The 21,917-nt window shown below is 73.8% G+C and carries 20 protein-coding genes and 1 pseudogene; 8 read left to right on the plus strand and 13 right to left on the minus strand.

Annotation, left to right across the window (positions count from 1 at the left end; all coding sequences use genetic code 11):
• Positions 1-7: 7 nt before the first annotated feature.
• Genes ACFYNS_RS13135 through ACFYNS_RS13150 form a run of 4 tightly spaced genes read right to left on the minus strand, consistent with a single transcriptional unit; the run spans position 8 to position 4,657 of the window.
• The gene (locus ACFYNS_RS13135; protein ID WP_388602663.1) at positions 8-1,312 is read right to left on the minus strand and encodes a class I SAM-dependent methyltransferase; all 1,305 of its coding nucleotides are present in this window, start codon (positions 1,310-1,312) and stop codon (positions 8-10) included.
• On the minus strand, positions 1,312-2,574 hold the full coding sequence (locus tag ACFYNS_RS13140; protein WP_388602665.1) for a class I SAM-dependent methyltransferase: 1,263 nt from the start codon (positions 2,572-2,574) through the stop codon (positions 1,312-1,314). Before ACFYNS_RS13140 ends, ACFYNS_RS13135 begins: the two co-directional genes overlap by 1 nt.
• A 2-nt stretch (positions 2,575-2,576) precedes the next feature.
• A complete protein-coding gene (locus ACFYNS_RS13145; RefSeq protein ID WP_360295885.1) occupies positions 2,577-3,338 on the minus strand; it encodes a DUF1365 domain-containing protein in 762 nt (253 codons plus the stop codon).
• A gap of 20 nt (positions 3,339-3,358) precedes the next feature.
• Entirely contained in the window at positions 3,359-4,657 is a 1,299-nt protein-coding gene (locus tag ACFYNS_RS13150) for an NAD(P)/FAD-dependent oxidoreductase (protein WP_388602609.1), read from the minus strand.
• A 254-nt stretch (positions 4,658-4,911) separates the two neighbouring features.
• On the opposite strand from ACFYNS_RS13150, the gene ACFYNS_RS13155 reads away from it, so the two are divergent.
• Positions 4,912-6,495, plus strand: coding sequence for a molybdopterin-dependent oxidoreductase (locus tag ACFYNS_RS13155; RefSeq protein WP_360295883.1), 1,584 nt, complete (start codon positions 4,912-4,914; stop codon positions 6,493-6,495).
• Positions 6,496-6,600: 105 nt separating this feature from the next.
• Positions 6,601-7,263, plus strand: a complete 663-nt coding sequence (locus ACFYNS_RS13160; protein WP_360295841.1) for a fasciclin domain-containing protein — start codon at positions 6,601-6,603, stop codon at positions 7,261-7,263.
• A 138-nt stretch (positions 7,264-7,401) separates the two neighbouring features.
• On the opposite strand, the gene ACFYNS_RS13165 is transcribed toward ACFYNS_RS13160, so the two are convergent.
• Together ACFYNS_RS13165 and ACFYNS_RS13170 are read right to left on the minus strand one after the other, a co-directional pair.
• Positions 7,402-7,797 (minus strand): DUF302 domain-containing protein, encoded by a 396-nt coding sequence (locus ACFYNS_RS13165; RefSeq protein ID WP_360295839.1) that lies wholly within the window; start codon positions 7,795-7,797, stop codon positions 7,402-7,404.
• Positions 7,798-7,919: 122 nt separating this feature from the next.
• Positions 7,920-8,201: a metal-sensitive transcriptional regulator gene (locus ACFYNS_RS13170; RefSeq protein ID WP_388602612.1), complete on the minus strand. Its 282-nt coding sequence runs from the start codon at positions 8,199-8,201 to the stop codon at positions 7,920-7,922.
• A gap of 305 nt (positions 8,202-8,506) precedes the next feature.
• Between ACFYNS_RS13170 and ACFYNS_RS13175 the strand changes: the two genes are divergently transcribed.
• Positions 8,507-9,139: a GAP family protein gene (locus tag ACFYNS_RS13175; protein WP_360295833.1), complete on the plus strand. Its 633-nt coding sequence runs from the start codon at positions 8,507-8,509 to the stop codon at positions 9,137-9,139.
• A gap of 42 nt (positions 9,140-9,181) precedes the next feature.
• Positions 9,182-9,601, plus strand: coding sequence for a hypothetical protein (locus ACFYNS_RS13180; RefSeq protein WP_360295831.1), 420 nt, complete (start codon positions 9,182-9,184; stop codon positions 9,599-9,601).
• Here ACFYNS_RS13180 and ACFYNS_RS13185 read toward each other — a convergent pair.
• The 7 genes and pseudogenes from ACFYNS_RS13185 to ACFYNS_RS13215 form a co-directional block, all read right to left on the minus strand.
• Entirely contained in the window at positions 9,521-10,963 is a 1,443-nt protein-coding gene (locus tag ACFYNS_RS13185) for a Ni/Fe hydrogenase subunit alpha (protein ID WP_388602616.1), read from the minus strand. The genes ACFYNS_RS13180 and ACFYNS_RS13185 overlap by 81 nt on opposite strands.
• A 90-nt stretch (positions 10,964-11,053) precedes the next feature.
• Positions 11,054-11,839, minus strand: coding sequence for an oxidoreductase (locus ACFYNS_RS13190; protein WP_388602619.1), 786 nt, complete (start codon positions 11,837-11,839; stop codon positions 11,054-11,056).
• Between the two features lies 1 nt (position 11,840).
• A complete protein-coding gene (locus ACFYNS_RS13195) occupies positions 11,841-12,641 on the minus strand; it encodes an FAD/NAD(P)-binding protein (RefSeq protein ID WP_360295822.1) in 801 nt (266 codons plus the stop codon).
• Positions 12,638-13,092: pseudogene (locus ACFYNS_RS13200) on the minus strand (cyclic nucleotide-binding domain-containing protein). The gene ACFYNS_RS13195 and the pseudogene ACFYNS_RS13200 overlap by 4 nt, the downstream one beginning before the upstream one ends.
• Positions 13,089-14,267 carry a 4Fe-4S dicluster domain-containing protein gene (locus ACFYNS_RS13205; protein ID WP_360295816.1) on the minus strand — a complete coding sequence of 393 codons (1,179 nt, stop codon included), beginning with the start codon at positions 14,265-14,267 and terminating at the stop codon, positions 13,089-13,091. Before ACFYNS_RS13205 ends, ACFYNS_RS13200 begins: the two are co-directional and overlap by 4 nt.
• A 181-nt stretch (positions 14,268-14,448) precedes the next feature.
• Complete coding sequence (locus tag ACFYNS_RS13210; RefSeq protein ID WP_388602622.1) at positions 14,449-14,994, minus strand: hydrogenase maturation protease; 546 nt, start codon at positions 14,992-14,994, stop codon at positions 14,449-14,451.
• 89 nt (positions 14,995-15,083) lie between these two features.
• Entirely contained in the window at positions 15,084-16,466 is a 1,383-nt protein-coding gene (locus ACFYNS_RS13215) for a hypothetical protein (protein ID WP_360290983.1), read from the minus strand.
• Positions 16,467-17,011: 545 nt separating this feature from the next.
• On the opposite strand from ACFYNS_RS13215, the gene ACFYNS_RS13220 reads away from it, so the two are divergent.
• Genes ACFYNS_RS13220 through ACFYNS_RS13235 form a run of 4 tightly spaced genes read left to right on the plus strand, consistent with a single transcriptional unit; the run spans position 17,012 to position 21,916 of the window.
• Complete coding sequence (locus ACFYNS_RS13220) at positions 17,012-18,094, plus strand: acyltransferase domain-containing protein (protein ID WP_360290986.1); 1,083 nt, start codon at positions 17,012-17,014, stop codon at positions 18,092-18,094.
• Entirely contained in the window at positions 18,091-19,971 is a 1,881-nt protein-coding gene (locus tag ACFYNS_RS13225) for a hypothetical protein (protein WP_388602624.1), read from the plus strand. The genes ACFYNS_RS13220 and ACFYNS_RS13225 overlap by 4 nt, the downstream gene beginning before the upstream one ends.
• On the plus strand, positions 19,968-21,062 hold the full coding sequence (locus ACFYNS_RS13230; protein WP_388602626.1) for a 3-oxoacyl-ACP synthase III family protein: 1,095 nt from the start codon (positions 19,968-19,970) through the stop codon (positions 21,060-21,062). The genes ACFYNS_RS13225 and ACFYNS_RS13230 overlap by 4 nt, the downstream gene beginning before the upstream one ends.
• Positions 21,059-21,916, plus strand: coding sequence for an SDR family NAD(P)-dependent oxidoreductase (locus tag ACFYNS_RS13235; RefSeq protein ID WP_360290994.1), 858 nt, complete (start codon positions 21,059-21,061; stop codon positions 21,914-21,916). The genes ACFYNS_RS13230 and ACFYNS_RS13235 overlap by 4 nt, the downstream gene beginning before the upstream one ends.
• Position 21,917 lies beyond the last annotated feature (1 nt).

Consider the following 21,917-nt stretch of genomic DNA (forward strand, 5'->3'; position numbering starts at 1 on the left):
GACCACGTCACCACGTCCCCTCGTGCCCGCCCAGCGGATTCGCGCCCAGCCCGCTGCGGCCCTCCTCGTCCGGTCGGACGGCGAGGATCTGGTCGACACCCATCCGCCGCTCGGCGAAGGCCAGTCGGCCGCCCGCCAGATACAGTCGCCACAGCCGCGCCGTGGGGGCTCCGACCAGTGCTGTGGCGGCGTCCCAGTGTGCTTCCAGGGTGTCGCGCCAGGCGTCGATGGTGTGCACGTAGTGCTCCCGCAGCGAGGTGGCGGCGCGGACCTCCAGTCCCGCGTCCTCCAGCAGCGCGACGGTCTCGCCGAGGGGTCGCATGTGCATGTCGGGGGCGATGTACGTCTCGATGAACGGTCCGCCGCCCGGTGCGTCGGCGCCCCGGGACATCTGCTGCACCAGGAGCCTGCCGCGCGGTGCGAGCGCGTGCCGCAGCCGTGCGGCGAAGTGCGGGTAGGCGTCCGCACCCACGTGCTCGCCCATCTCGACGATGGCCGCCGCGTCGAATCCGCCGTCGGGCAGGTCGCGGTAGTGGCAGTGCCGCACCCGCACCCGGTCCTCCAGCCCGCGGGCCCTCACGCGCTCCCGGGTGTGGCGCGCCTGCTCGGCGGAGAGGGTCACGGCGGTGACCTGCGCCTGGAAGTGCTCGGCCGCGTGCACCGTCAGCGAACCCCAGCCGCATCCCATGTCGAGCAGCCGGGCCCCTGGGCGCAGCGCCAGCTTGCGGCAGATCAGATCCAGCTTGTCGCGCTGGGCCTGGGCCGCCCCGTAGCCCTCGGTGCCGGGTGGCTGCCTCCAGTAGCCGCAGGAGTAGGCCATCGTCTCGTCGAGCAGGAGCTCGTAGAAGTCGTTGGACAGGTCGTAGTGGTGGCTGATGGCGCTGCGGTCCCGGGCCACGCTGTGCAGCGTGCCGCCCTGCCGGGCGCGTCGGCCCGGCGGGCGCGGCCGAGGACCGACCGCGCCGAGCCGCACCAGCAGCGCAGCCGCCTCCGCCCACTGCCGGGCCGTGAGCCGCGGCCGGCTCAGGCCGCGCTCCCGCGCGGCCTGCCAGAGGGCGGCGAGCGCTTCCGCCGGGTCGCCCCCGACCTCCAGGTCGCCGCTGATGTAGGCGTCGGCCAGACCGAGTTCGCCGGGCTGCCACAGCAGCCGCCGCAGCGCCGTCCGCGAGCGCAGGACGACCAGCGGCGCGCCGGAGGGTCCGGCCTCGCTGCCGTCCCAGGCCCGCAGCCGGAACGGCAGTGCGCCGCCGAGGAACTCCTCGGCGACGGCGGCCAGGCGCGGTGCGGCGCCGGTACGGGAGACGAGCTGGATCACGGTGCGGTGGCTCCGTCCTTGATGAAGAGCAGTTGCTGGACGTCCAGGTACCCGGTGCGGAACCCGGCCTCCGAGTAGGCGAGGTAGAGATCCCACATCCGGCGGAAGACGGCGTCGAAGCCGAGCGCGGAGACCTCCGCCGAGTGCTCGGCGAACCGCTCCCGCCACAGCCGCAGGGTCTCGGCGTAGTGCGGACCGCGCCGGTCGTACCGGGCCAGGCACAGCGCGGTCTCCTCGTGGGCGATGCGGGTGAGCGCCTCGCGGGAGGGGATCAGCCCGCCGGGGAAGATGTATTTGTGTATCCACGTCCAGGTGTTGCGGGTGGCCAGCATCCGCTGGTGCGACATGGTGATGGCCTGGAGCGCGGCCCGGCCGCCGGGCCCCAGCAGCCGGTCGAGCGCACCGAGGTAGACCGGCCAGTGCTCCGCGCCGACGGCCTCGATCATCTCCACGCTGACGACGGCGTCGAAGGAACCCCGCACCTGCCGGTAGTCGTGCAGCCGGACGGAGACGCGGTCGCTCAGCCCGGCCTCCTCGACCCGGCGCCGGGCCACGTCGAGCTGTTCCCGGGAGAGGGTGACGCTGACCACCTCGGCGCCTCTGCGGGCGGCCCGCAGCGCCAGTTCGCCCCATCCGGTGCCGATCTCCAGCAGCCGGGTGCCGGGTCCCACGTCGGCCAGGTCGAGCATGTGGTCGATCTTGCGGCGCTGAGCGGGCGCCAGGGCCTCCTGGTCGGCCGGCAGGCTGCGGAAGAGGCCGGCGGAGTAGCTGAGGGTCTCGTCCAGGAAGAGGGCGAACAGCTCGTTGGACAGGTCGTAGTGGTGGCTGATGTGGGCACGCGAACCGGCGACGGTGTTGCGCTCGGCGGCGGGCTTGCGCGGCGCCCACAGATGCCGCAGCCGCTGCAGCGACTCGGGCAGCAGCCGGTCGGCGTGCTCGGCGAAGACGGACAGCAGACCGACCGGATCGGGCGTGTCCCACTCGCCGGCCATGTACGACTCACCGAACCCGATCAGTCCGAACCGGCCGACGCGGCGGTGGAAGGCGGCGGGGTCGTGCAGTTCCATCAGCGGGCCGCCCCGCCCCCACTGCTCGCCGCTCGGAAGCCGCACGCGCAGCGGCAGCTCGCCCAGGGCCCGGCGCAGCAGGCGCTCGGTGACTGCTGTACGCATCCACGAGGAGCGCGGCACCGCGGCCACGTCGGGCCATCGGACAGGGTCCACGCTGTGCGTGGCGGGGACGGCGGGTGAGGCGTGCAGGGTCAAGACAGTCCTTTCTGCCGGGGGTTTCGTGGACGGGGGCGCACCGGCAGTCCGCGCAGCCACAGGCGGATGCCGTGCAGCCGGATACCGGCCGTGGTGGCCGCGGTCGGCCAGGGGTGGCGGACAGCGGTCCGCAGCAACTGTCCGGCCGTCGCGGGCCGGTGCCGCCCGGTGACGGTGGCGACGAAGCTGGTGTCGTCCCCGTGCCGCAGCCGCACCCCGAGCCGCAGCCGGTCGCCCGGTTCGGGCAGCCGCATCCGGTAGACGCCGTCGACGGCGAAGAACGGCGAGACGTAGAAGTCCTTGGGGACCTCGGCGCATCCCTCCGGGTCGGGGTGCAGCAGATAGCAGTGCCGCTCGCCGTAGGTGTTGTGCACTTCGGCGACGACGCACTCCGGCGACCCGTCCGCGGGCCGGCACCAGTAGAGGGTGAGCGGGTTGAACACGTGGCCCAGGACCCGGGCGGAGGTCAGCATGCGCACCCGGCCGCCGCCGAGCGCTATGCCGTGTGCGGTCAGGAACCGGTCGAGTCCGGCGCGGATACTCGGCGCGGTACCTCCGAAGTGGTCCCGCGCCTCGAACCGGGCCAGGCCACGCAGTGGTCGCGGCAGCCGGGGCGGACGCTCCGGGTCCACGAACCACAGATAGGTGCCCTGGCGGAAGGAGTGGCGCAGCGGGCGGAGCCGGGTGTGGGAGATCACGCACCGGTAGAGGGCCGGTGTGCGCGCCTCCCGGCGCGCCGGTGCGCGTCCGTCCGGCAGGCGGGCTGCGGTGCGCCCGGTCACCAGCGCACCCCCAGGGAGCGCGCCGCGGCGACGCCGGAGCGGCAGCCGTCCTCGTGGAAGCCCCAGCCGTGCCAGGCGCCCGCGTACACCACGGGTCCGCTCTCGAGCTGCGGCAGCCTGCGCTGGGCGGCGACCGACTCCGGTGTGTAGACGGGGTGCTCGTAGACCATCCGCGCCAGCACCCGGCCCGGGTCGACGTACTCACCCTCGCCGAGGGAGACCACGTAGCGGTCCGGGGCCGCGAGTTGCTGCAGCCGGGTCATGTCGTAGCTGACCCGTACCCGGCCGGGCGGTGCCGTGCAGTCCGGCATCCGGTAGTTCCAGCTCGCCCCCGCACCCGGTGAGCGGGGCAGCACCGTGCAGTCGGTGTGCAGCAGCGCCGGGTTGCGGGACCAGCGGAAGGCGCCGAGCACCCGCTTCTCGTCCTCGGTGGGCCGCTCCAGCACCCGCAGTGCCTGGTCCGCGTGGACGGCCAGGACGACCTTGTCGTAGTGGTGCACGTGGCCGTCGGCGGTGACGATCTCGGCCCCGGCGCCCCCGGTGGCGTGCCGGCGGACCGCGCGCACCGGCGCCGAGGTGCGGACGTCGGGCAGTTCCTTGGCGATCCGCTGCACATAGGTGTGCGAGCCGCCGGTGACGGTGCGCCACACCGGTGAGCCGCCGATGCCGAGCATGCCGTGCTGGGACAGGAAGCGGAAGAGATAGCGCGCCGGGTACCGCAGGGCGGTGTCCGGCGCGCACGACCACACGGCCGAGACCAGTGGCGCCAGGTAGTGGGAGGTGAAGTAGGGGGAGAAGCCGCCGCCGCGCACGAAGGCGCCCAGGGTCTGCGGGGAGCCCGAGCCGTCCGCCGGCAGGTCCTCCTCCGCGGCCAGGGTCCGCAGGGCCCGCCGGTGGAAGACGGGGATCTCGGTGAGCATCCGCAGATAGCGGCCGCGCAGCAGGTGCCCGGGGCGGGGGAACAGCCCGCCGGGCCCCTTGGCCCCGGCGTACTCCAGTCCGCAGCCCTGGCACTGCACCGACATGCTCATCTCCGACTCCTGCGTGGCCACGCCGAGTTCGCCGAACAGTCGGGTCAGCAGGGGATAGGTGCGCGTGTTGTGGACGATGAACCCGGAGTCCACGGGCAGCGGGCGGCCGTCCCCGGTGACGACCTCATGGGTGTGGGTGTGCCCGCCGAGCCGGTCGTCGGCCTCGAAGAGGGTCACCTCGTCGGTGGTGCGCAGCAGCCAGGCCGCCGTCAGTCCCGCGATCCCGCTGCCGATCACGGCCGTCCTCCGCCGCTGTGCCGCCATGCCGCTCCTCTCCTCGTCGCGCGTGTGGGCGCTCGTCCGGACACCACCCCGGGCCGGGTAGCCGCATGGGATTCGAAGCTGTGCGCGTGGCGGATTGGCCCGGACGGGGAAATCCGCACCCCGGCGTCAACTCCCGGGAAAAGATTCATTCTTTTCGCGGGTCGACCAATCCACCGTGCTCCGGGACCCGAAGCAGGGGCGTGAGTGAGACGGAAGAGACCTCGGCCGACGGGCAGCATCCCGAGTCGCCGCGCATGCCGACCGCACGGGCGGCCCGTGCGGGGCTGGCGGGGCTGTGCGGCCTGCTGGCCGGCTACGCCGCGCTGGCGGTCGCCGAGTTGGTGGCCGCGGCCGTGCGGCCGCGCAGCGGCCCGCTGGTGGTCGTGGGCGGCGCGGCGATCGACGCGACGCCGACTCCGGTCAAGGACTGGGCGATCCGCACCTTCGGCAGTGACGACAAGTTCGTCCTCCAACTCGGCATGGCCGTGGTGCTGGCGCTGTGCGCGGCGGCCCTTGGTGTCGTCTCGCTGCGGTACCGGAGGGCCGGTGCGGGCGGCGTGCTGCTGTTCGGCGTCGTCGGTGCCGTGACCGCGCTCAGCCGCCCGGAGGGGGAGTACACCGATGTGGTGCCCTCCTTGGTGGGGGCGGTGGCCGGAGCGGCCGTGCTCCACCTCCTGATCGGCTTCCTGCACGGGGACCCGGACGGCACCGGCCCGGTGCTCGCCGGTCCGGTGGGACGAGTGGCCCCGACCGGCCGCCGCGGCTTTGTCCTCGTCGCGGGGGCGGTGGCCGTCACCGCGACCGGTGCCGGCTGGCTGGGCCGCTTCCTGGGGGCCGCACGCGGGGCCGCGGCCGAGGCGTCCCGCGAGGCCGTGACGCTTCCCGCACCATCCTCGCGCGCGGCGCCCGTGCCCCGGGGTGCCGAACTCCAGGTGGCGGGGCTGGGCGACTTCATCACGTCCAACTCCCGCTTCTACCGGGTGGACACTCTGCTGCGGGTCCCGCGGCTGACCACCGAGGACTGGAGTCTGCGCATCCACGGCAAGGGCGTGTCCCGGCCGGTGAACCTCGACTTCGCCGCACTGCTCGAACGTGGCCTGATCGAGCGGGACATCACCATGACCTGCGTCTCCAACCAGGTGGGCGGCTCCTACGTCGGCAACGCGCGCTGGCTGGGTGTCCCGCTGGCTCCGCTGCTGCGCGAGGCGGGGGTGCGTCCCCCGTCCAAGGGCGGGCCGGCCGACCAGTTGGTGGCCCGCTCCGAGGACGGAATGACCCTCGGCAGCCCGGTGGAGACCGTGATGGACGGCCGCGACGCGATGCTCGCGGTGGGCATGAACGGCGAGCCGCTGCCCTTCGAGCACGGCTTCCCGGTGCGCATGCTGGTCCCGGGCCTGTACGGCTATGTCTCGGCCTGCAAGTGGCTGCGTGAGCTGGAGCTGACCCGCTTCGAGGACCTGGACGTCTACTGGGTCGAGCGCGGCTGGGCCCGCGAGGCGCCCATCAAGATCCAGTCCCGTATCGACACCCCCCGGCCGCTCGCCGATGTCCGCTCCGGCAAGGTCGCGGTGGCCGGGGTGGCCTGGGCGCAGCACCGCGGCATAGCCCGCGTGGAGGTCCGGGTGGACGACGCCCCCTGGCGGACCGCGCAGTTGGCCGAGGAGGACAGCGAGGACACCTGGCGCCAGTGGCTGTGGGAATGGGACGCCGAACCCGGCTCTCACACCCTCCAGGTCCGTGCCACCGACAAGAAGGGCCGCACCCAGACCGCGGACCGGGTCGGCACAGTTCCCGACGGTGCCACCGGGCGCCACTCGGTGGTGGTCAACGTGACCTGAACCGCTCGTCGCATGCGCCGGATCCCTCCGGCGCCGGGCGAATCCCGCGGGTCACGCCCGTGATCCGCATCTGCAACCGCACCATCATCCACGTAGGAGTGAAGAATGAACCGCAATCGCACCCGTCACGCTCTGCTGGCCGCCACCGCCGCCCTCGTGCTGCCGTTCGGGCTGGCCGCCTGCGGCAGTGACGACAGCGGTGGCGACAAGTCCGAGGGGAGCAAGAGCGAGCAGAAGCAGAGCGACAAGAGCGAGAAGAGCGACAAGCAGGACAGTGGCGACGACATGGCCATGGACACCTTCGGTCCGGCCTGCGCCTCTGTGCCCAAGACCGGCAAGGGCAGCTTCAAGGGCATGGCCCAGGACCCGGTCGCGACTGCCGCTTCCAACAACCCCGAGCTCTCCACGCTGGTCTCCGCCGTCAAGAAGGCCGGACTGGTCGACACGCTCAACAGCAGCGAGAACATCACCGTGTTCGCGCCGACCAACGACGCCTTCGACAAGATTCCGAAGGCCGACCTGGAGAAGGTGCTCAACGACAAGGAGATGCTGACCAAGGTGCTGACCTACCACGTGGTCGGCAAGCCGCTGGGCAAGCCCGAGCTGAAGGACGGGGAGTACGCGACCCTGGAGAAGCAGAAGCTCACCACCAAGGGTTCCGGGGACTCCTACACGGTCAATGACGACGCCAAGATCGGCTGCGGCAACGTGAAGACCGCCAACGCCACCGTTCACATCATCGACACCGTGCTGATGCCCCCCAAGTAAGCGCGCGCCCCCGCCGGGCGGGCGGCGTCCGGAGAGCGCGGCGGGTACCCCCACGGCCGTCACCGTGGGGGTACCCGCCGTTTCCGCGCGTCGCCGCGGCCGTCTGCCGGCCGGGTCGGCACCGCTGCCCTGCGGTGCTCAGCCGATGCCGGGCAGTGCGGCGAGGGCGGCGTCCAGGCGCCTGGTGGCGTCCGAGGCCACGGGCTCCAGCGCGGGCAGTCCGGTGAGGGTGACCATGGTGCCCGGGTCCAGTGCCTGCACGACCGTACGGTCGCCGTCGCGCCGGACGACCACGTTGCACGGCAGGAGCAGGCCGATGCTGCGGTCCGCCGCCAGCGCCTGCCGGGCCAGGGCCGGGTTGCAGGCGCCGAGGATCAGGTAGTCCTCCATGTCGTGGTCGAGTTTCGCCTTCAGTGTCGCGCGGACGTCGATCTCGCTGAGGATGCCGAAACCCTCCTCCGCGAGCGCCGCGCGGACGGCGGCCACCGCGGTGGCGAAGTCGGCGTCGAGAGTGACAGCGCGGTCGTAGGGCACGGGGACTCCTCGGCTCGGTCCGGCGGGGTGCGGTGGTCTCCCTGTATCCCACCGGATCCCGGGGGGAGCGCGAGGACACGCCGGGGGCCGACCGCGGGCGCCAGGGGGGCGCGGCCGGCGCGTCAGGCCAGGGAGAGGAAGAGCTTCTCCAGGCGGGCCCGCAACTGCTCGCGGTCCTCGCCCTCGGCCAGGTCCGTGTCGGTCAGGCAGTGCTGCAGACCGGTGGCGATGATGGCGAAACCCGCCCGGTCCAGCGCCCGGGAGGCGGCCGCGAGCTGGGTGACCACGTCCTCGCAGTCCCGCCCTTCCTCGATCATCCTGATCACTCCGGCGATCTGCCCCTGCCCCCGGCGCAGCCGGTTGACCACGGTCCTGAGCTCCTCGGCCGCCATCGACAGTTCCACGGCAACTCCGTTCGCCAACCCCGTCCGGTATACCCCTCCAGGTATTCTACCCGGGAGGGCTGGCATGCACGAAGAGTGACCAGGCCGTCGCTGCCGCCCCGTCCTCCCCGCGGCGCCGCCCGCACCGGAGGCCCCGGCACGGTCCCGTCGACCGTCTGGTTCACCCGTTCGGACTACGTTCGGATGCGGCTGACGGTGGCGCTGGTCCAATTGAGGTAACCGCAAGAGCGGAGGGGAGCCGCGTCAGGGCCTGCGCATCAGGCACGCGACTGCTGTCGTCAGCACCTGCACGGATGGCGTTTCCTATGGACAGCCTGAAGATTCTGCCGCTCGCCATCACCATGATGGCAGGACCCCAGATCATGTCGGCCGTCATTCTGGCCACGGCACAACGGGCTGTGCGGGTTTCCCTGGGCTTCGTGGCCGGAGTGCTGATCGCCACGTCGCTGGGCGTGGCGATCATGCTCGGGATTGCCACGGCGCTGGGCGGCGCCGTCGACTTCGGCAGCTCGGGGGACAAAAGCTCCGTCGGCCGGGTGATCCAGTACGTGCTGGTGGCCCTGCTGATCCTGGCGGCGCTGCGGAACTGGCGGAAACGGGAGACCGTCGAGCCGCCGAAGTGGCTGCACGCGCTGATGTCGGCCGACACCCGGAAGGCGTTCGAGACGGGCCTGCTGGTCGTGCTGCTGATGCCCTCCGACCTGATGGTGATGCTCACCGTCGGCATCCACCTGGACCAGGGCCACGGCTCGTTCGTCGACGCGCTGCCGTTCATCGGCCTCACCACCCTGGTCGCCGCCACCCCGCTGCTGCTGCGCGTCCTCCTGGGCCACCGGGCCGCGTCCGCGATGCCCGGCCTGCGCGACTGGATGAACAACAACAGCTGGCTGGTCAACATCATCGTCTGCCTGATCTTCGTCGTACTGATCCTGGCGTGACATCCGAGTCGGCCGCACCGGCCGAGCAACCGAGGAGTACTCATGACACAGGCTGTGAAACACCCCGCATCGCACCGGGAGCCGCTGGCGGCCGGTATAGCGACGTTCGCCGCGGTGATGCTCGTCATCGGGGGAGTGCTCGGCATCCTCCGCGGCATCATGGCCATCGCCAACGACAGCGTCTTCGTGAACACGCCCGACTACGTCTTCGAGTTCAACGTGGAGGGCTGGGGCTGGATCCATCTCGCTCTCGGCATCGTGGCTCTGATGACCGGGCTCAGCCTCTTCAGGTTCACGCTCTGGGCCCGGGTCGCCGGAGTCGCCATCGCCGGTCTGCTCCTGGTGAGCAGCTTCCTGTCGCTGCCCTACTACCCGGTCTGGTCAGTCGTGCTGATCGCGCTCTACGGATTCGTCATCTGGGCACTGTGCGTCGCCCGGCCCGAATCCCCCGACACGCCCTGACGAGGCGGCCGACCGGTCCGCTTCCCGCTCCCGCAGCACCGTGAGGTCCAGGAAGTGCGCGGAGCAGGAGATGCAGGGGTCGTGGTTGCGGACGGCTCGCTCGCACAGCCCCGCCAGTTCGGCGTCCGTGGCCTCCCCCCGGGCCAGCCGCTCCTGGACGACCAGGCGCAGCTCCTCCTCGACGGCACCCTGGTTCTGCGAGGTGGGCGGGACGAGGCTCGCATCGGTGACCAGCCCGTCCCGGTCGAGGCTGTAGCGGTGGTACAGCAGCCCGCGCGGCGCCTCGGTGGCCCCGTGACCGGTGCCGGCACGCGGCGCGACCTCCAGGGCGGCGCGCGCGGGCGGCTCGTAGCACTCGATCAGACGCAGCGCCTCCTCCACGGCGTAGAGGACCTCGACCGCCCGGATGACGATGCTGCGGAACGGGTTGCGGCAGACCTCACCCGACGCCGGGTCCGGCAGCCCGGCCGCCCGGGCTGCCTCCCGCACCGCTGACGGCAGCAGATGCCCGCTGACGGCGTACCGGGCCAGTGCTCCGGTGAGATGCCGGCCGCCGTCCAGCCGGGCCTGCAAAGCGGTGGAGTACGGCACCTGCTCCTCGACGACATGCGCGTCGAACTCGGTGAGCGGGAACGACCTGCGCCGCTCCTCGTCCCCGTACGGCAGCACGGTGGGGACACCCCGCTCGATGGCGTAGGTGCCCGGTTCCGCCAGCGCGAACAGATCGGCGCGGCACTCCGCTTCGGGGAAGTCGAAGCCGGCCACCCAGGCCACGGCGGCCAGCGCGTCCTCCCGGGCCCCCGCCAGCCGCTCGGCCAGCGGGCGGAGTTCGGCCCGCGAGGGGACCCGGTGGAAGCCGCCGACCCGGACGTTGACCGGATGGACGGAGCGGCCACCGAGGACCTCCAGAATGCTGTTTCCCGCCTGCTTGAGCCGCAGCCCCCGCTCGATGGCCGCGCGGTGCCGGTGGGACACCTCCAGGGCGCTGTCGACACCGAGGAAGTCGGGCGCGTGCAGCAGATGGATGTGCAGAGTGTGGCTCTCGATCCACTCGCCGCAGTAGAGCAGACGCCGCAGCGTGGCGAGCTGTCCGCCCACGGTGACACCGCACGCGTCCTCGATCGCGTGGCAGGCGCTGGTCTGATAGGCGACCGGGCAGATACCGCACACCCGCGAGGTGAGGTCGGGAGGTTCGGTGTGCCGGCGGTTGCGCAGAAACGCCTCGAAGAACCGCGGGGGCTCGTAGATGCTCAGCCGCGCCTCGGTGACCCGGTCACCGCTGACGCGCAGCCGCAGCGCCCCCTCGCCCTCGACGCGGGCGAGCGCGCCCACGCTCAGTACCCGTGTGCCGCTGTCCGCCATGGCTGCTCCGTCCTTCTCCCCGGCCGCCCCTGGGCGCTGCCGCCCCGGCGCGCAGCCGGATGGCCGACCGTCGTGTAGCGGGACGACCACTCAGTCGTCCTCCTCCAGCGCGCCGGGTGGTTCGAGCGCGGCGAAGTCCTCGACGTTGTAGGTGTGCAGGAAGCGCACGATGTCCCCGTCGCTCATCCCGTCGCTGCGCAGCAGCGGGATCATGGCGGGCATGTTCGTCGAGGCGGATGGCCCGAAGCACCCGTAGCAGCCGCGTCCGTAGGCCGGGCACAGGGCGCCGCATCCGGCGTGGGTCACCGGCCCCAGACAGGGGATGCCGCGCGCGACGGGCAGACAGGTGGTGCCGCGGCGCTTGCAGGCGAAGCACACACTGTGATCGGGGATGTCCGGGCGGCGGCCCGCCAGGAAGGAGGTGATGACCTCCAGGAGCTGCCCCCGGTCGATCGGGCAGCCCCGCAGTTCGAAGTCCACGGGCACATGCACCGAGACGGGCGTGGACGTGGCGAGGCTCTCGATGTACTCGGGCTCCGCGTAGACCGTCGCGCGGAAGGCGTCGCCGTCCGCGGAGTTGCGCAGGGCCTGGATGCCGCCCGCCGTGGCGCACGCGCCGATGGTCACCAGGTGGCGGGACTCGGCGCGGATGCGGCGGACGCGTTCGAGATGCTCGGGAGTGGAGACCGAGCCCTCGACCAGCGAGAGCTGATAGGGCCCGGGCCGGATGTCGCTCGAGGCCTCGGCGAAGTGCGCGACCTCCAGCTCGGCCGCCAGCGGGAGCAGTTCCTCCTCGCAGTCCAGCAGGGTCAGTTGGCAGCCGTCGCAGGAGGCGAACTTGAAGACGCCCAGGCGGGGGCGGTCGGACCCGGCCATCTCACAGCTCCCGTACGGCGAGGAGGGGCTCCGCCCGGTCGTAGCCAACCACCGGGCCGTCCCGGCACAGCAGCAGCGGCCCGAGCTGGCAGTGGCCGCAGTGGCCTGTGGCGCAGTGCATATTGCGTTCGAGGGAGACCCGGATGCGCTGCGCCGGCACGCCGCGGTGCCGCAGTTCCCGGGCGGTGGCCCGGATCATGACCTCCGGGCCGCAGAGGAACGCGGTCGTGTCCTGCGGGGTGAAGGAAGCCTGGTCGAGCAGTGCGGTCACCACGCCCACCTCGCCCTCCCAGCCCGGGGCGGGACGGTCCACCGTCACGCCGCAGTACGGCCGCCCCCAGACGGCCAGTTCGTCCCGGTACAGCAGGTCCTGCGGGGTGCGGGCGCCGATCAGGACGTTCAGCCTGCCGTGCGCCTCCGGCTCGGACAGCGCGGCCCGCACCAGCGGCCGCAGCGGTGCCAGACCGATGCCGCCCGCCACCACCAGCAGATCCCCGTCCGCAGACGGCAGATCCCACTCCGTACCGAACGGCCCGCGCACTCCCACCTGCTCGCCGGGCCGCATCGCGCACAGTGCCCGGGAGACCGCACCCACGCCCCGGACGGTGTGGGTGAGCACGCCGTCCCGCAGCCCCGCGACCGACACCGGGATCTCGCCCACCCCGAAGGCGTAGAGCATGGCGAACCGGCCGGGCCGGAAGCCCGTGAGCACCTCCCCGACCGGCTCCAGCTCCAGGGTCCGGGTGTCGGTGCTCTCGGCCCGGTTGCCCACCACGCGGTAGGGGAGGGGAGCCGCGGTCACGGCTGCGGTCCGCTTCCGTAGGGGCCGTAGAGGTCCAGCAGCCGGGTGCGCGCGGCGCGCAGCCGTCGGCCGATCACCTCCACGACGTAGCTGAGCAGCTCGTGGTCGAGTTCGTGGTCGCCCTCGCACAGCGAGAGCACCTCCGCCGCGTCGAACTCCCAGGCCCGCACTTGCCCGACGGCCTCGGCGCCCAGGTGCCACTGGTGCGGGGGCACAGCCACGACCAGCCCAGCAGCCGCTCGGGGCCCAGCGTGTCGACCACCGCCGCCGGGCGGCCTGGGACGTGGATGTCGAGGCTCACGGTTCCGTTGCGGATGATCCAGAACCGGTCGGCCCGCTCGCCCTCCTCGAAGATCCGCGTCCCGGCGCCGAAGGACACCTCGCGGCCCAGCGCCAGCAGGCGCGCGCGGGGGCCCTCGCGCAGCGCGGCCAGCACCCCGGCGTGCTTCACCGCGCACCGTCCGCTCGACCGTCCTGGCCTTGGCGCCCCTCCTGGTACAGGGCGTGCGCCTCCTCGGTGATGTCGATGCCGACCGGGCACCAGACGATGCAGCGGCCGCATCCCACGCATCCGGAGCTGCCGAACTGGTCCCACCACGTTCCGAGCTTGTGCGTCAGCCACTGCCGGTAGCGGCTGCGTGGCGAGGCGCGGACCGAGCCGCCGGGCAGATGGGAGAAGTCCAGGTCGTAGCAGGACTCCCAGCGCCGCCAGCGCTCGGCGTGATCTCCCGTCAGGTCGGTGACGTCCTCTGCGGTGGTGCAGAAGCAGGTGGGGCAGGCCATCGTGCAGTTGCCGCAGGTGAGGCAGCGCGCGGCGACATCGTCCCAGCGTGCGGCGTCCAAGGTGCCCGCCATCAGTTCCCGCAGGCTCGCAGGAGGCATCGTGCGGCCCATCCGCCCGGCGGCGTCCTCGACGCTCCGGCGCGCCGCACCGCTCGTCGCGTCGTCGGCCGGACGGTGCGGCAGCCGTCGCAGCAGCTCCGCGCCCTGCGGAGTCCCGGCACGGGCCAGGAAGCGGTGGCCCGCGGCGTCCACCACCTCGGTCAGCGCCAGATCGTAGCCGGGGTGGGCGGCGGGTCCGGTGTCCATGGAGACGCAGAAGCAGGTGGCGCCCGGTTCGGTGCACTCCACGACGATCAGGAACGCGCCCGTGCGGCGCTCCCGGTAGGTGTCGTCCCGGTGCCGGCCGCCGGTCATCACCCGGTCCTGGATCCGCACGGCGCTCAGGTCGCAGGGGCGCACCCCCAGGAACGCGAAGGAGACGGGCGAGGGACGTTCCTCCCGTACCGTCATCGCTCCGTCCGGTGCCCGGTCGGCCGTCCACTGCCGCACCCGCTCGGGGTGGAGGAAGTTCTTCCAGGACTGCGGGCCCGCGCTGTGGGCGAACGCCGCGCCGTCGGTCCGCCGCACGATCCGGTAGTGGCCCGCCTCCAGCTCCACCCCCCATCCCCAGGGCAGCTCCCCGGCACCGGCGAGTTCGTCCAGCACGATGGCGCTGTCACGCACGGTGGGCCCGACCACCGTGCGCCCGTCGGCCCGCAGCTCCCGCACCAGGGCATCGATGCCCTCGCGGTCCAGCACGCAGCGCGCTTCCTCGGTGTCCGGGGGTGCCGGCGCGGCGGCCATCGCTGCTCCTGCCGTTCGGTGGATGTGCTGCCCCCAGCCTGACCACGGCGTCCCCTTCCCGCACGGGGACGCGCCGGGCGCTGCGCAGGGTGCGCCCGCCTGCCCGTGTGCCGCTGTCGTCGCCGGTGGTGCCCCCATGTAACTCGGCCGGGCCCCGGAGCCTCCCGCGGTGCCCTCGGGATCAGTACCGCCGCTCGTCCGGCAGGGCCGCGGCCGCGCGGGTGATCTCCGCGCGGACCCGCTCCACGAGCGGGTCGAGGGCCGCGGCGACCGCCGGGGTCAGTCCCTCGCCCAGGGAGGCGTCCGCTCCTTCGACCGCGTAGACCACCAGCCGCCCCGGCAGCCTGCCGAGCGTCCGGGCCAGCGCCACCGCGTATCCCAGACCGAGCCCGTGACTGCTGGTGGTGCGTACCGGCCAGGTCGCGCCCGGGCCTGGCTCCAGCCGGTGGATGCGCCCCGGACACGCCGGCCGGGCGCGCGCCGCGTCCACCACAACCGCCAGTGCGGCATCCGTCCACAGGGCGATCAGGCGTGCCGGATCGCCGTCGCAGCACACCGTGCGCACGCCTGCCGGGGTCCCGTAGAGGGGCGTCCGGGCCCGCAGCCGGGCGACGGCCGCCGGTCCGGCGCCGTCGTCCCCGCGGAAGGTGTTGCCGACCCCGATGACGGTGACGCGCGCCGTCTCCGCCGTCGCCCGCTGCCCGCTGTCCGGCCCGCCGCTGTCCATGGCCGCCATCCTCGCGCGGCCGGCCGGCGGGGTCCCGTGACCGGGCCGGCCCCCGCGCTTCGGTGCCGGCCACTCCGCGGACGCGGACCTCACCTGGTGCCCTCCGCGGCCGGCCGGGCCAGGCGCGAGATGCGGTCGCGGACCTCGCGGACCTGCGGGTGCCGACGGTAGGGCGCCAGAGACCGGTGCAGCGAGGTCAGGGAGGCGGTGGTGCGCCGCGAGGAGGTGTACGGGTAGTGCGCGAAGAGCTCCCGGCACCGGCCCAGCGCCCTCTCCAGCTCGCCCAGCGGCAGCAGGGCCCCGGCCAACTGGGCGTGGGTGAGGACCTGGGCGATGTGGTGCTCCGGCGGGCGCGCGGCCAGCGATTCCTCGAACGCCCGGACGGCCGCCGCGCGGTCGCCCAGCGACAGCAGTACCTCACCCCGCTGGTAGTGGAAGGCTTCCGGCGCGTACCGGGTCCAGGGACCCGGCGCGCCGTCGCCGGTGCCCGGCTCGGCGGCGTAGGAGCGCTCCGCGGCCAGCAGATCGGCCAGGGCCTCCTCCCGCTCACCGTGGGCGGCTCGCACCACCGCCCGCCCGGCGTACAGGTAGGTCCGTACATGGGGGGTCGCGGCGAAGGACGCCACCTCCAGGGCGATCCGCGACCACTGGTGTGCGTGCGCGAGGTCGTCCAGCCGCAGGGCCAGCACCGCCATGGTGCGCAGGGTGATGGCGTAGACGTTCCGGTCGCCGGCCCGGTGGGCGAGGTCGAGGGCGGCGAGGTAGCAGTGGTGTCCGAGGTTGGGCAGCCCCGCGTCGGCTGCCATCGTGCCCAGCAGATGCATCAGGCATGCGCTGCCGGTCAGCACCGCCGGAGCGGCCGCGCCGCCGCCGTGCGTGGTCACCAGACGGGGGACGACCTCCTTGGCGATGTAGGCGCCCAGTGCGGAACGCGCGTGTGCACCGCCGTACTTCTCCGTCAACTCGGTGAAGACGGCGACCAGGTCGGCCAGGCGCGCGTCGGGACGTGGGGCGCGGTCCCGCGCGGCGGACGGGCCGGTACGGGTGCCGCTCGGCGGCGGCGGTGGCCAGACGGGCAGCCGGACATCGGCGGCGGCGAACAGCTCCCGGTTGAGCGCGAGCCTGCGGGTCGGATCCGCGTCCGCCTCGCACAGCGCCGTCAGGCGCTCCACCGGGTCATCCGCCTGCAGCGCCGTGCCGGACGCGGCCGCGGCTGCCGTCGTACCCAGCCCTGTCTCACCGATGTGTACGGCACGGCCCAGGCGCTTGCCGAACACCTGCGCCACCAGGCCGGGAACCGGTGCACGCGGTCTGGACCCGTCCAGCCAGTGGGCCACCGCGGTCCGGTCGTAGCGCAGCCGCAGCCCGTGCTTGGTCCCCAGGGCGTTCACCGCCCGGGCGAGTTCTCCCGCACTCCACCCGGACTCGGCCAGCAGCGCGGCGAGATGGCGGTTCGGCCGGTACCGGCCCATGGGCGTCTCCTGGCTCGCTCCTGCCCGGCCGCTCCGTTCCGCGGGGTCGCCCGGTCACGCGGGCCCGGGGCTTTCAACGCGTTCACGTCCCGATGACCGGATCCGATTATCACCGCGCCCGTGCTTGTGCTTCGGTGGAGACATGCCCGGGGCGGAGACCTCTCCGCACCAACCGGGAGTGTTTTCGGACTGCACGCACGGGGGTGCCACTGGCCCCGGCGGTTTCCGTGTGTCAGTTGTTGCCGTTCCCCCGACACCAGTCGTCACACGCCGCCGAGGCGCACCGCAACGCTGCACGTCACGAGGGGTTCTCACGGAACGGTCCGGCCCGGGGTGCGGCCGCCCCGGGGCCGCGGAAAAAAAGTCCAGAAACCGGCACCGCCCCGGCACGCTTCCGGCCCTGCGCGCCACCCCGGTGACCGCCGTCGCCGCACCCACCGAGCGAAAGACCTCATCCGGCGCCCGGAGGCGCCATCCGTCCACCGTATCCGGCTGTCCCCGCCCGTCGTGCGGACAGCGCCCCCTGCGCAAAGAGAGAGAGCACCATGCCCTCAGTACCGGACCGACCCGAGCTGCCCGCCCGGGGTGCCGCTCCCGACTTCGTTCATCTCTTCCCGGGCCAGGGGGATTTCGCCGTCTCGCCACTGGTGGCGGCCGCCCGCGCCCATCCCGTGGTCCGCGCCGCGGCCGAGGAGGTGTTCGCCCAGGTCGATGCGGTCAGCGGCAGCTACGGAGTGCCCGCGCTGGGGCCTGCGCTGCTCGGCAGCACACCGCCCAGCGGCCGGACTCTGGCGGCCGGCCCGGTGGGCACCCCGCAAGTGGCGCTGTTCGGAGCGTCCCTGACGATCCACCGGGCGCTGTGCGCCATCGGCGCGGCACCCCGGCGGATCGTCGCCGTGAGCTTCGGGGAGATCGCCGCACTCACCGCCGCGGGCGTCTTCGGCATCCCCGACGGGACCCGGATCGCCTGTCGGCTCTCGCGCTATCTGAGCCGCTGCCGCGGCGGCATGACCCTGCTCGAGGCAGGCGAGGACCGGGCGCGGGAGCTGATCGACGCTGCGGGGCCCCGCCGGGTGTCCGTGGCGTGTGTCAACGACCCGCAGGAGACGGTCCTGAGCGGCCCGACCCATGAGCTCTCGCAGGCCGAGGCGTGCGCCGAGCAGCACGGGGTGGCCGCGGTCCGGCTCCGGCTGCCCTTCGCCTCCCACCATCCCTCGCTGGGCTCGTGCGCCGAAGGGTTCGCGGACGCGATTCGTACGCTGCCGTCCCGACCGGCCCACACGCCCGTGCACTCGGCCGTCCACGGCGGCCCCTACAGCAGGTGGGACGACCCGTACCGGGGGCTCGCCGCCTGCCTGACCCACCCGGTGCATCTGCCCCCGGTGCTGGAGCGGGCCGCGACCCCCGGGCCCGCCCTGCTGCTGGAGGCCGGTACCGGTCAGGCGCTCACCCGCAACGCCCGTCGGGTCCTGGCCCGGCACGACCTGGTCGCGGCGCAGAGCCCGCTCACCGAACCGGACTTCCCCTGGGAGCGGCCGCACCGGCTCAACCGGTGCCCCGGCCGAGGGCCGGCCGGGAGCGAGGGGCCCGGTGCGAGCCGCCGCGCGCAGCACGGGGTGATCGCGTGACACCGTCGAACGGCTCGCCGCCCCCGCACCGGTGCGACGGCGACCCTCTTCGCACCCGGCAGGCCCGGCGCATCGCGGACGCCCTGGGAGCCCAGCGCCCTCCCGCACCGGGCGAGGGACCCAGCCGCAACCACCGGACCCACCACGCGCTGACGCGTCTGGCGGCGGTGCTGCCGCCCGCCCGCGAACTGCTGTGGGACCGGGAGTGGCTGGCCGCGCTGAGCGCCTGCACGGTCCTGGTGGACCCGGCGCTGTACATGACCGTCGTCAACCACCACCTTCTCTGCCTGGGCTCCGTCGCGGGCGCGGCGGACGCGGAGCAACTCGGCACGGAGGAGCTCGCACAGCCGGTGGAGGCCCTGGAGAGCGGCCACCGCAAAGGCGTCTTCCTGGTCACCGAGATCGGCGATGCCAACAGCCACCTCGCGCTCCGCACCACCGCCGAGTTCGACCCGGAACGCCGCGAGTTCGTCCTGCGCACGCCGGACGCCGGGGCCGCCAAGTTCTCCGGCGTCGGCGTCCCGGGCAGGCCGCAGTCGGCCGTGGTGTGCGCCCGCCTGATGGTGGACGGCACCTGCCACGGAGTCCACCCCTTCCTCGCCGACCTGTGCGACGAGCGGAGCACCGCTCCCGGGGTCGCGATCAGCGGACCGCTCGGTGTCGAGGCCCTCCCGCTGGAGTACGCGCTGGTGCGGTTCGAGGGAGCACGGCTGCCCTACGACCGCTGGCTGCGCGGCGCCGCCTCGATCGACGGCGACGGTGTCCTGCACGACCCGGGCGGCGGCCCCGGCCAGGCGCTGCGGCGCACCCTGGACGTCGGACGCCGCCTGTGGGCGACGGTACCCACCGCGGCCGCCGCCGCAGCCCGCGCGTCGGCCGTGGCCGCGCTGCGCCACTCCCGGCACCGTCGCTCGCACGGCCGGCTCGCCCCGGGCGCGCCCGTGCTGGCCTACCGCACCCAACAGCGCGCGATCCTGGGCGCGCTGGCGGAGGCGTTCGCCCTCGACTGCGTGGCGGGCACTGCGCTGGACCTCTGGCAGCAGGCCGAGGACGCACAGATGCGGCGGTCCGCCGACCGCCCCGCCACGGCCGACGGGGCGGAGGAGGCGGCGTTCACCCCATGGGCGGCAGTCGACCGCAGGCTGTCCGCGCTGAAGGCGTCCGCCGTGGACGGCGCGGAGCGCGTCACAGCGGAGTGCCGCCGCCGCTGCGGTGTCGCGGGCTACCTCGCCGCCAACCGGCTCAGCGGATACAGCGGCTTCGCGGACTCCTTCGGCGCGGCGGGCGGCGACAACCGGCTCGTGCTGCTCGACGTCGGCTGCGCCCTGGCCGAGGAGCGTCCCGCCGACGGACCGCCCGCCGACACCTGCCCGCCGCCCGACCCCGACGACCCCACCTGGTGGTGTCGGACCGTCACCGCCCTGGAGCAGCGGCTGGCGGCCGGACTGCGGACAGCGCTGGAGGACGGCCGCGGCCGCGGACTGGAGGGGATGGACCTGTGGAACCCGCTGCTGGAGCGTGCCCGGCAGCTCGGCGAGGTCCACACCCTCCGGCTCGCCGCGCAGTCCGTGGCCGCCTCTGCGGCCACCCGCGCCGGCTCCGACCCGGCCCGGCGGACGCTGACCGCCCTCTACGGCACCACGCAGGCGCTGCGGATGGCCGGGCCGCTGCAGTGGACCGGTGTCGTCTCCGCCCGCACGGCCGCCTCCCTGGACGCGGCCGCGGACCGCCAGTGCGCGCGACTCGCCCCGCACGTCGACGAACTGGCGACGGCGCTCGCCCCACCCGAATCGCTCGCCCCCACCCCGCTGACCGACCCCGACTACGCCGCCGCGCTCCACGCCACCCTCGACCGCCCCGACGGAGGACACTCGTGACCACCACCCTGCCCACCCCCGGCGCCGCTTCCGCGCCCGCCACGCGGCCGCCCGCCATCGGCGTGCTCGGCATGGGCACCCACCTGCCCGCCCGGCGGCGCTCCAACGACGAGGTCGCCCGGTCGGCCGGAGTCAGTCCCGGCTGGATCACCGAACGGACCGGCGTGCGCAACCGGCACGCAGCGGCCCCGGACGAGGCTGCCTCCGACCTGGCGGCGGCCGCGGTACGGTCCGCCGTGGCGGCGGCCGGCCTCGACAGCGAGCAGCTCGACCTGCTGATCCTGGCCACCTCGACCCCCGACGAGCTGGGACCGGCCACCGCCTGCCGCGTCCAGGCCCTCACCAAGGCCCGCAACGCGGTCGCCCTCGATGTCAGCGCGGCCTGCTCGGGCTGGCTGTTCGCGGTCCGCGTCGCGCACGACTACCTGCGCTCCGACGCCTGTGCCCGGCACGCGGCGGTGGTGGGCGTCGAGGCGTACTCGAAGTTCCTCGACCCCGCCGACCGGGCCACCGCGGTGCTGTTCGCCGACGGCGCCGCCGCCTCGGTCCTGGGCCCGGTTCCCGCGGGGGAGGGGTTCGCCGACTTCCACCTCGGCTCCGACGGCGCCCTCGCCGACCATGTGCTGATCCCCGCAGGGGGGAGCCGGGCACCGGCCAGCTCCGGCACGATCGCCGCGGGCCGGCACACCATCCGGATGGACGGCCGCGCCGTGCGGGACTTCATCGCCGAGGTGTTCCCCGCCGTCGTCGCCGACGGCCTGGCCCGCAACCGGCTGCGCATGGAGGACGTCGACGCCTTCGTCGCCCACCAGCCCAACCCCAGGCTGCTGCGTTCGGTCGGCACCTCGCTGGGCATCCCGCCGGACAGGCTCCCGATCGTGGCGGACGAGGTGGGCAACATCGGTGCCGCCTCGACGCCCTACGCGCTGGCCGCCACGGCCGCCGACGGTGACCTGCCGCGCGGCGGCCGCGTCCTGCTCACCACCTTCGGCGCCGGGATGACCTGGGGCAGCGCGCTGCTCACCTGGAGCGGCGCCCCCGTCATCCGCACCGCCCCCGCCCCGGAATCCTCGGAATGGAGCCCCCGATGAACACCACCACCCCCACCACCGCCGAGGCGTTCCGGCTCGACGGCATCCGCGCCCTGGTGACCGGCGCGTCCCGCGGAATCGGCCGGGCCGTCGCGCTCGCCTTCGCCGACGCGGGCGCCGACCTGGCGCTGTCGGCGCGTACCTCGGCGGCGCTCGAGGACACCGCCGCCGAGGTCGCACGCCGCGGGCGGACAGCCGTCCTGGCACCCGCCGATTTCTCCGAGCCGTCCGCCGCCGGGGCCGTGGTCGACCGGGCGGCCGACGCGCTGGGCGGGCTCGACGCCGTCGTCCACAACGCCGGCATCCTGCCCGGCGGCCCCGACGGCACACCGCACGTCGCCCCCCTGCAGCACACACGGCAGGAGGACTGGGACGCCGTGGTGACCGTCAATCTGAACGCCTCCGCCGCGCTGTGCCGGCACGCCCATCCGCACCTCAAAGCGTCCCGCCGGGCCTCTCTGGTGCTGATGTCCTCGGTGGCCGGAGCCGTGGGCACCCCGATGATGGAGGCCTACGCGGCGACCAAGGCCGGACAGGTCTCCCTGGCCCGCAGCCTGGCCGTCGGGTGGGCACGGGAGGGCATCCGCGTGAACGCGCTCTGCCCCGGGTGGGCCCGAACCGACATGACCTCGTTCGCCTCCGGCGCCGCTCCGGTCTCCGACTGGCTGATGGCGCACGTGCCGATGGGCCGCTGGGCCGAACCCGAGGAGGCCGCCTGGGCCGCGCTGTATCTGGCCTCGCCCGCGGCCGCCTATCTCACCGGACAGGCCCTGCTGCTGGACGGCGGACTGTCGGTACCGGACGGCGGTCTCGCCGGCATCCCCAAGCCCGCCTCCCCCTTCGCGGAGGTGTGAG

It is taken from the genome of Streptomyces sp. NPDC006925 (genome assembly GCF_042869575.1).
Taxonomy (GTDB): Bacteria; Actinomycetota; Actinomycetes; order Streptomycetales; family Streptomycetaceae; genus Streptomyces.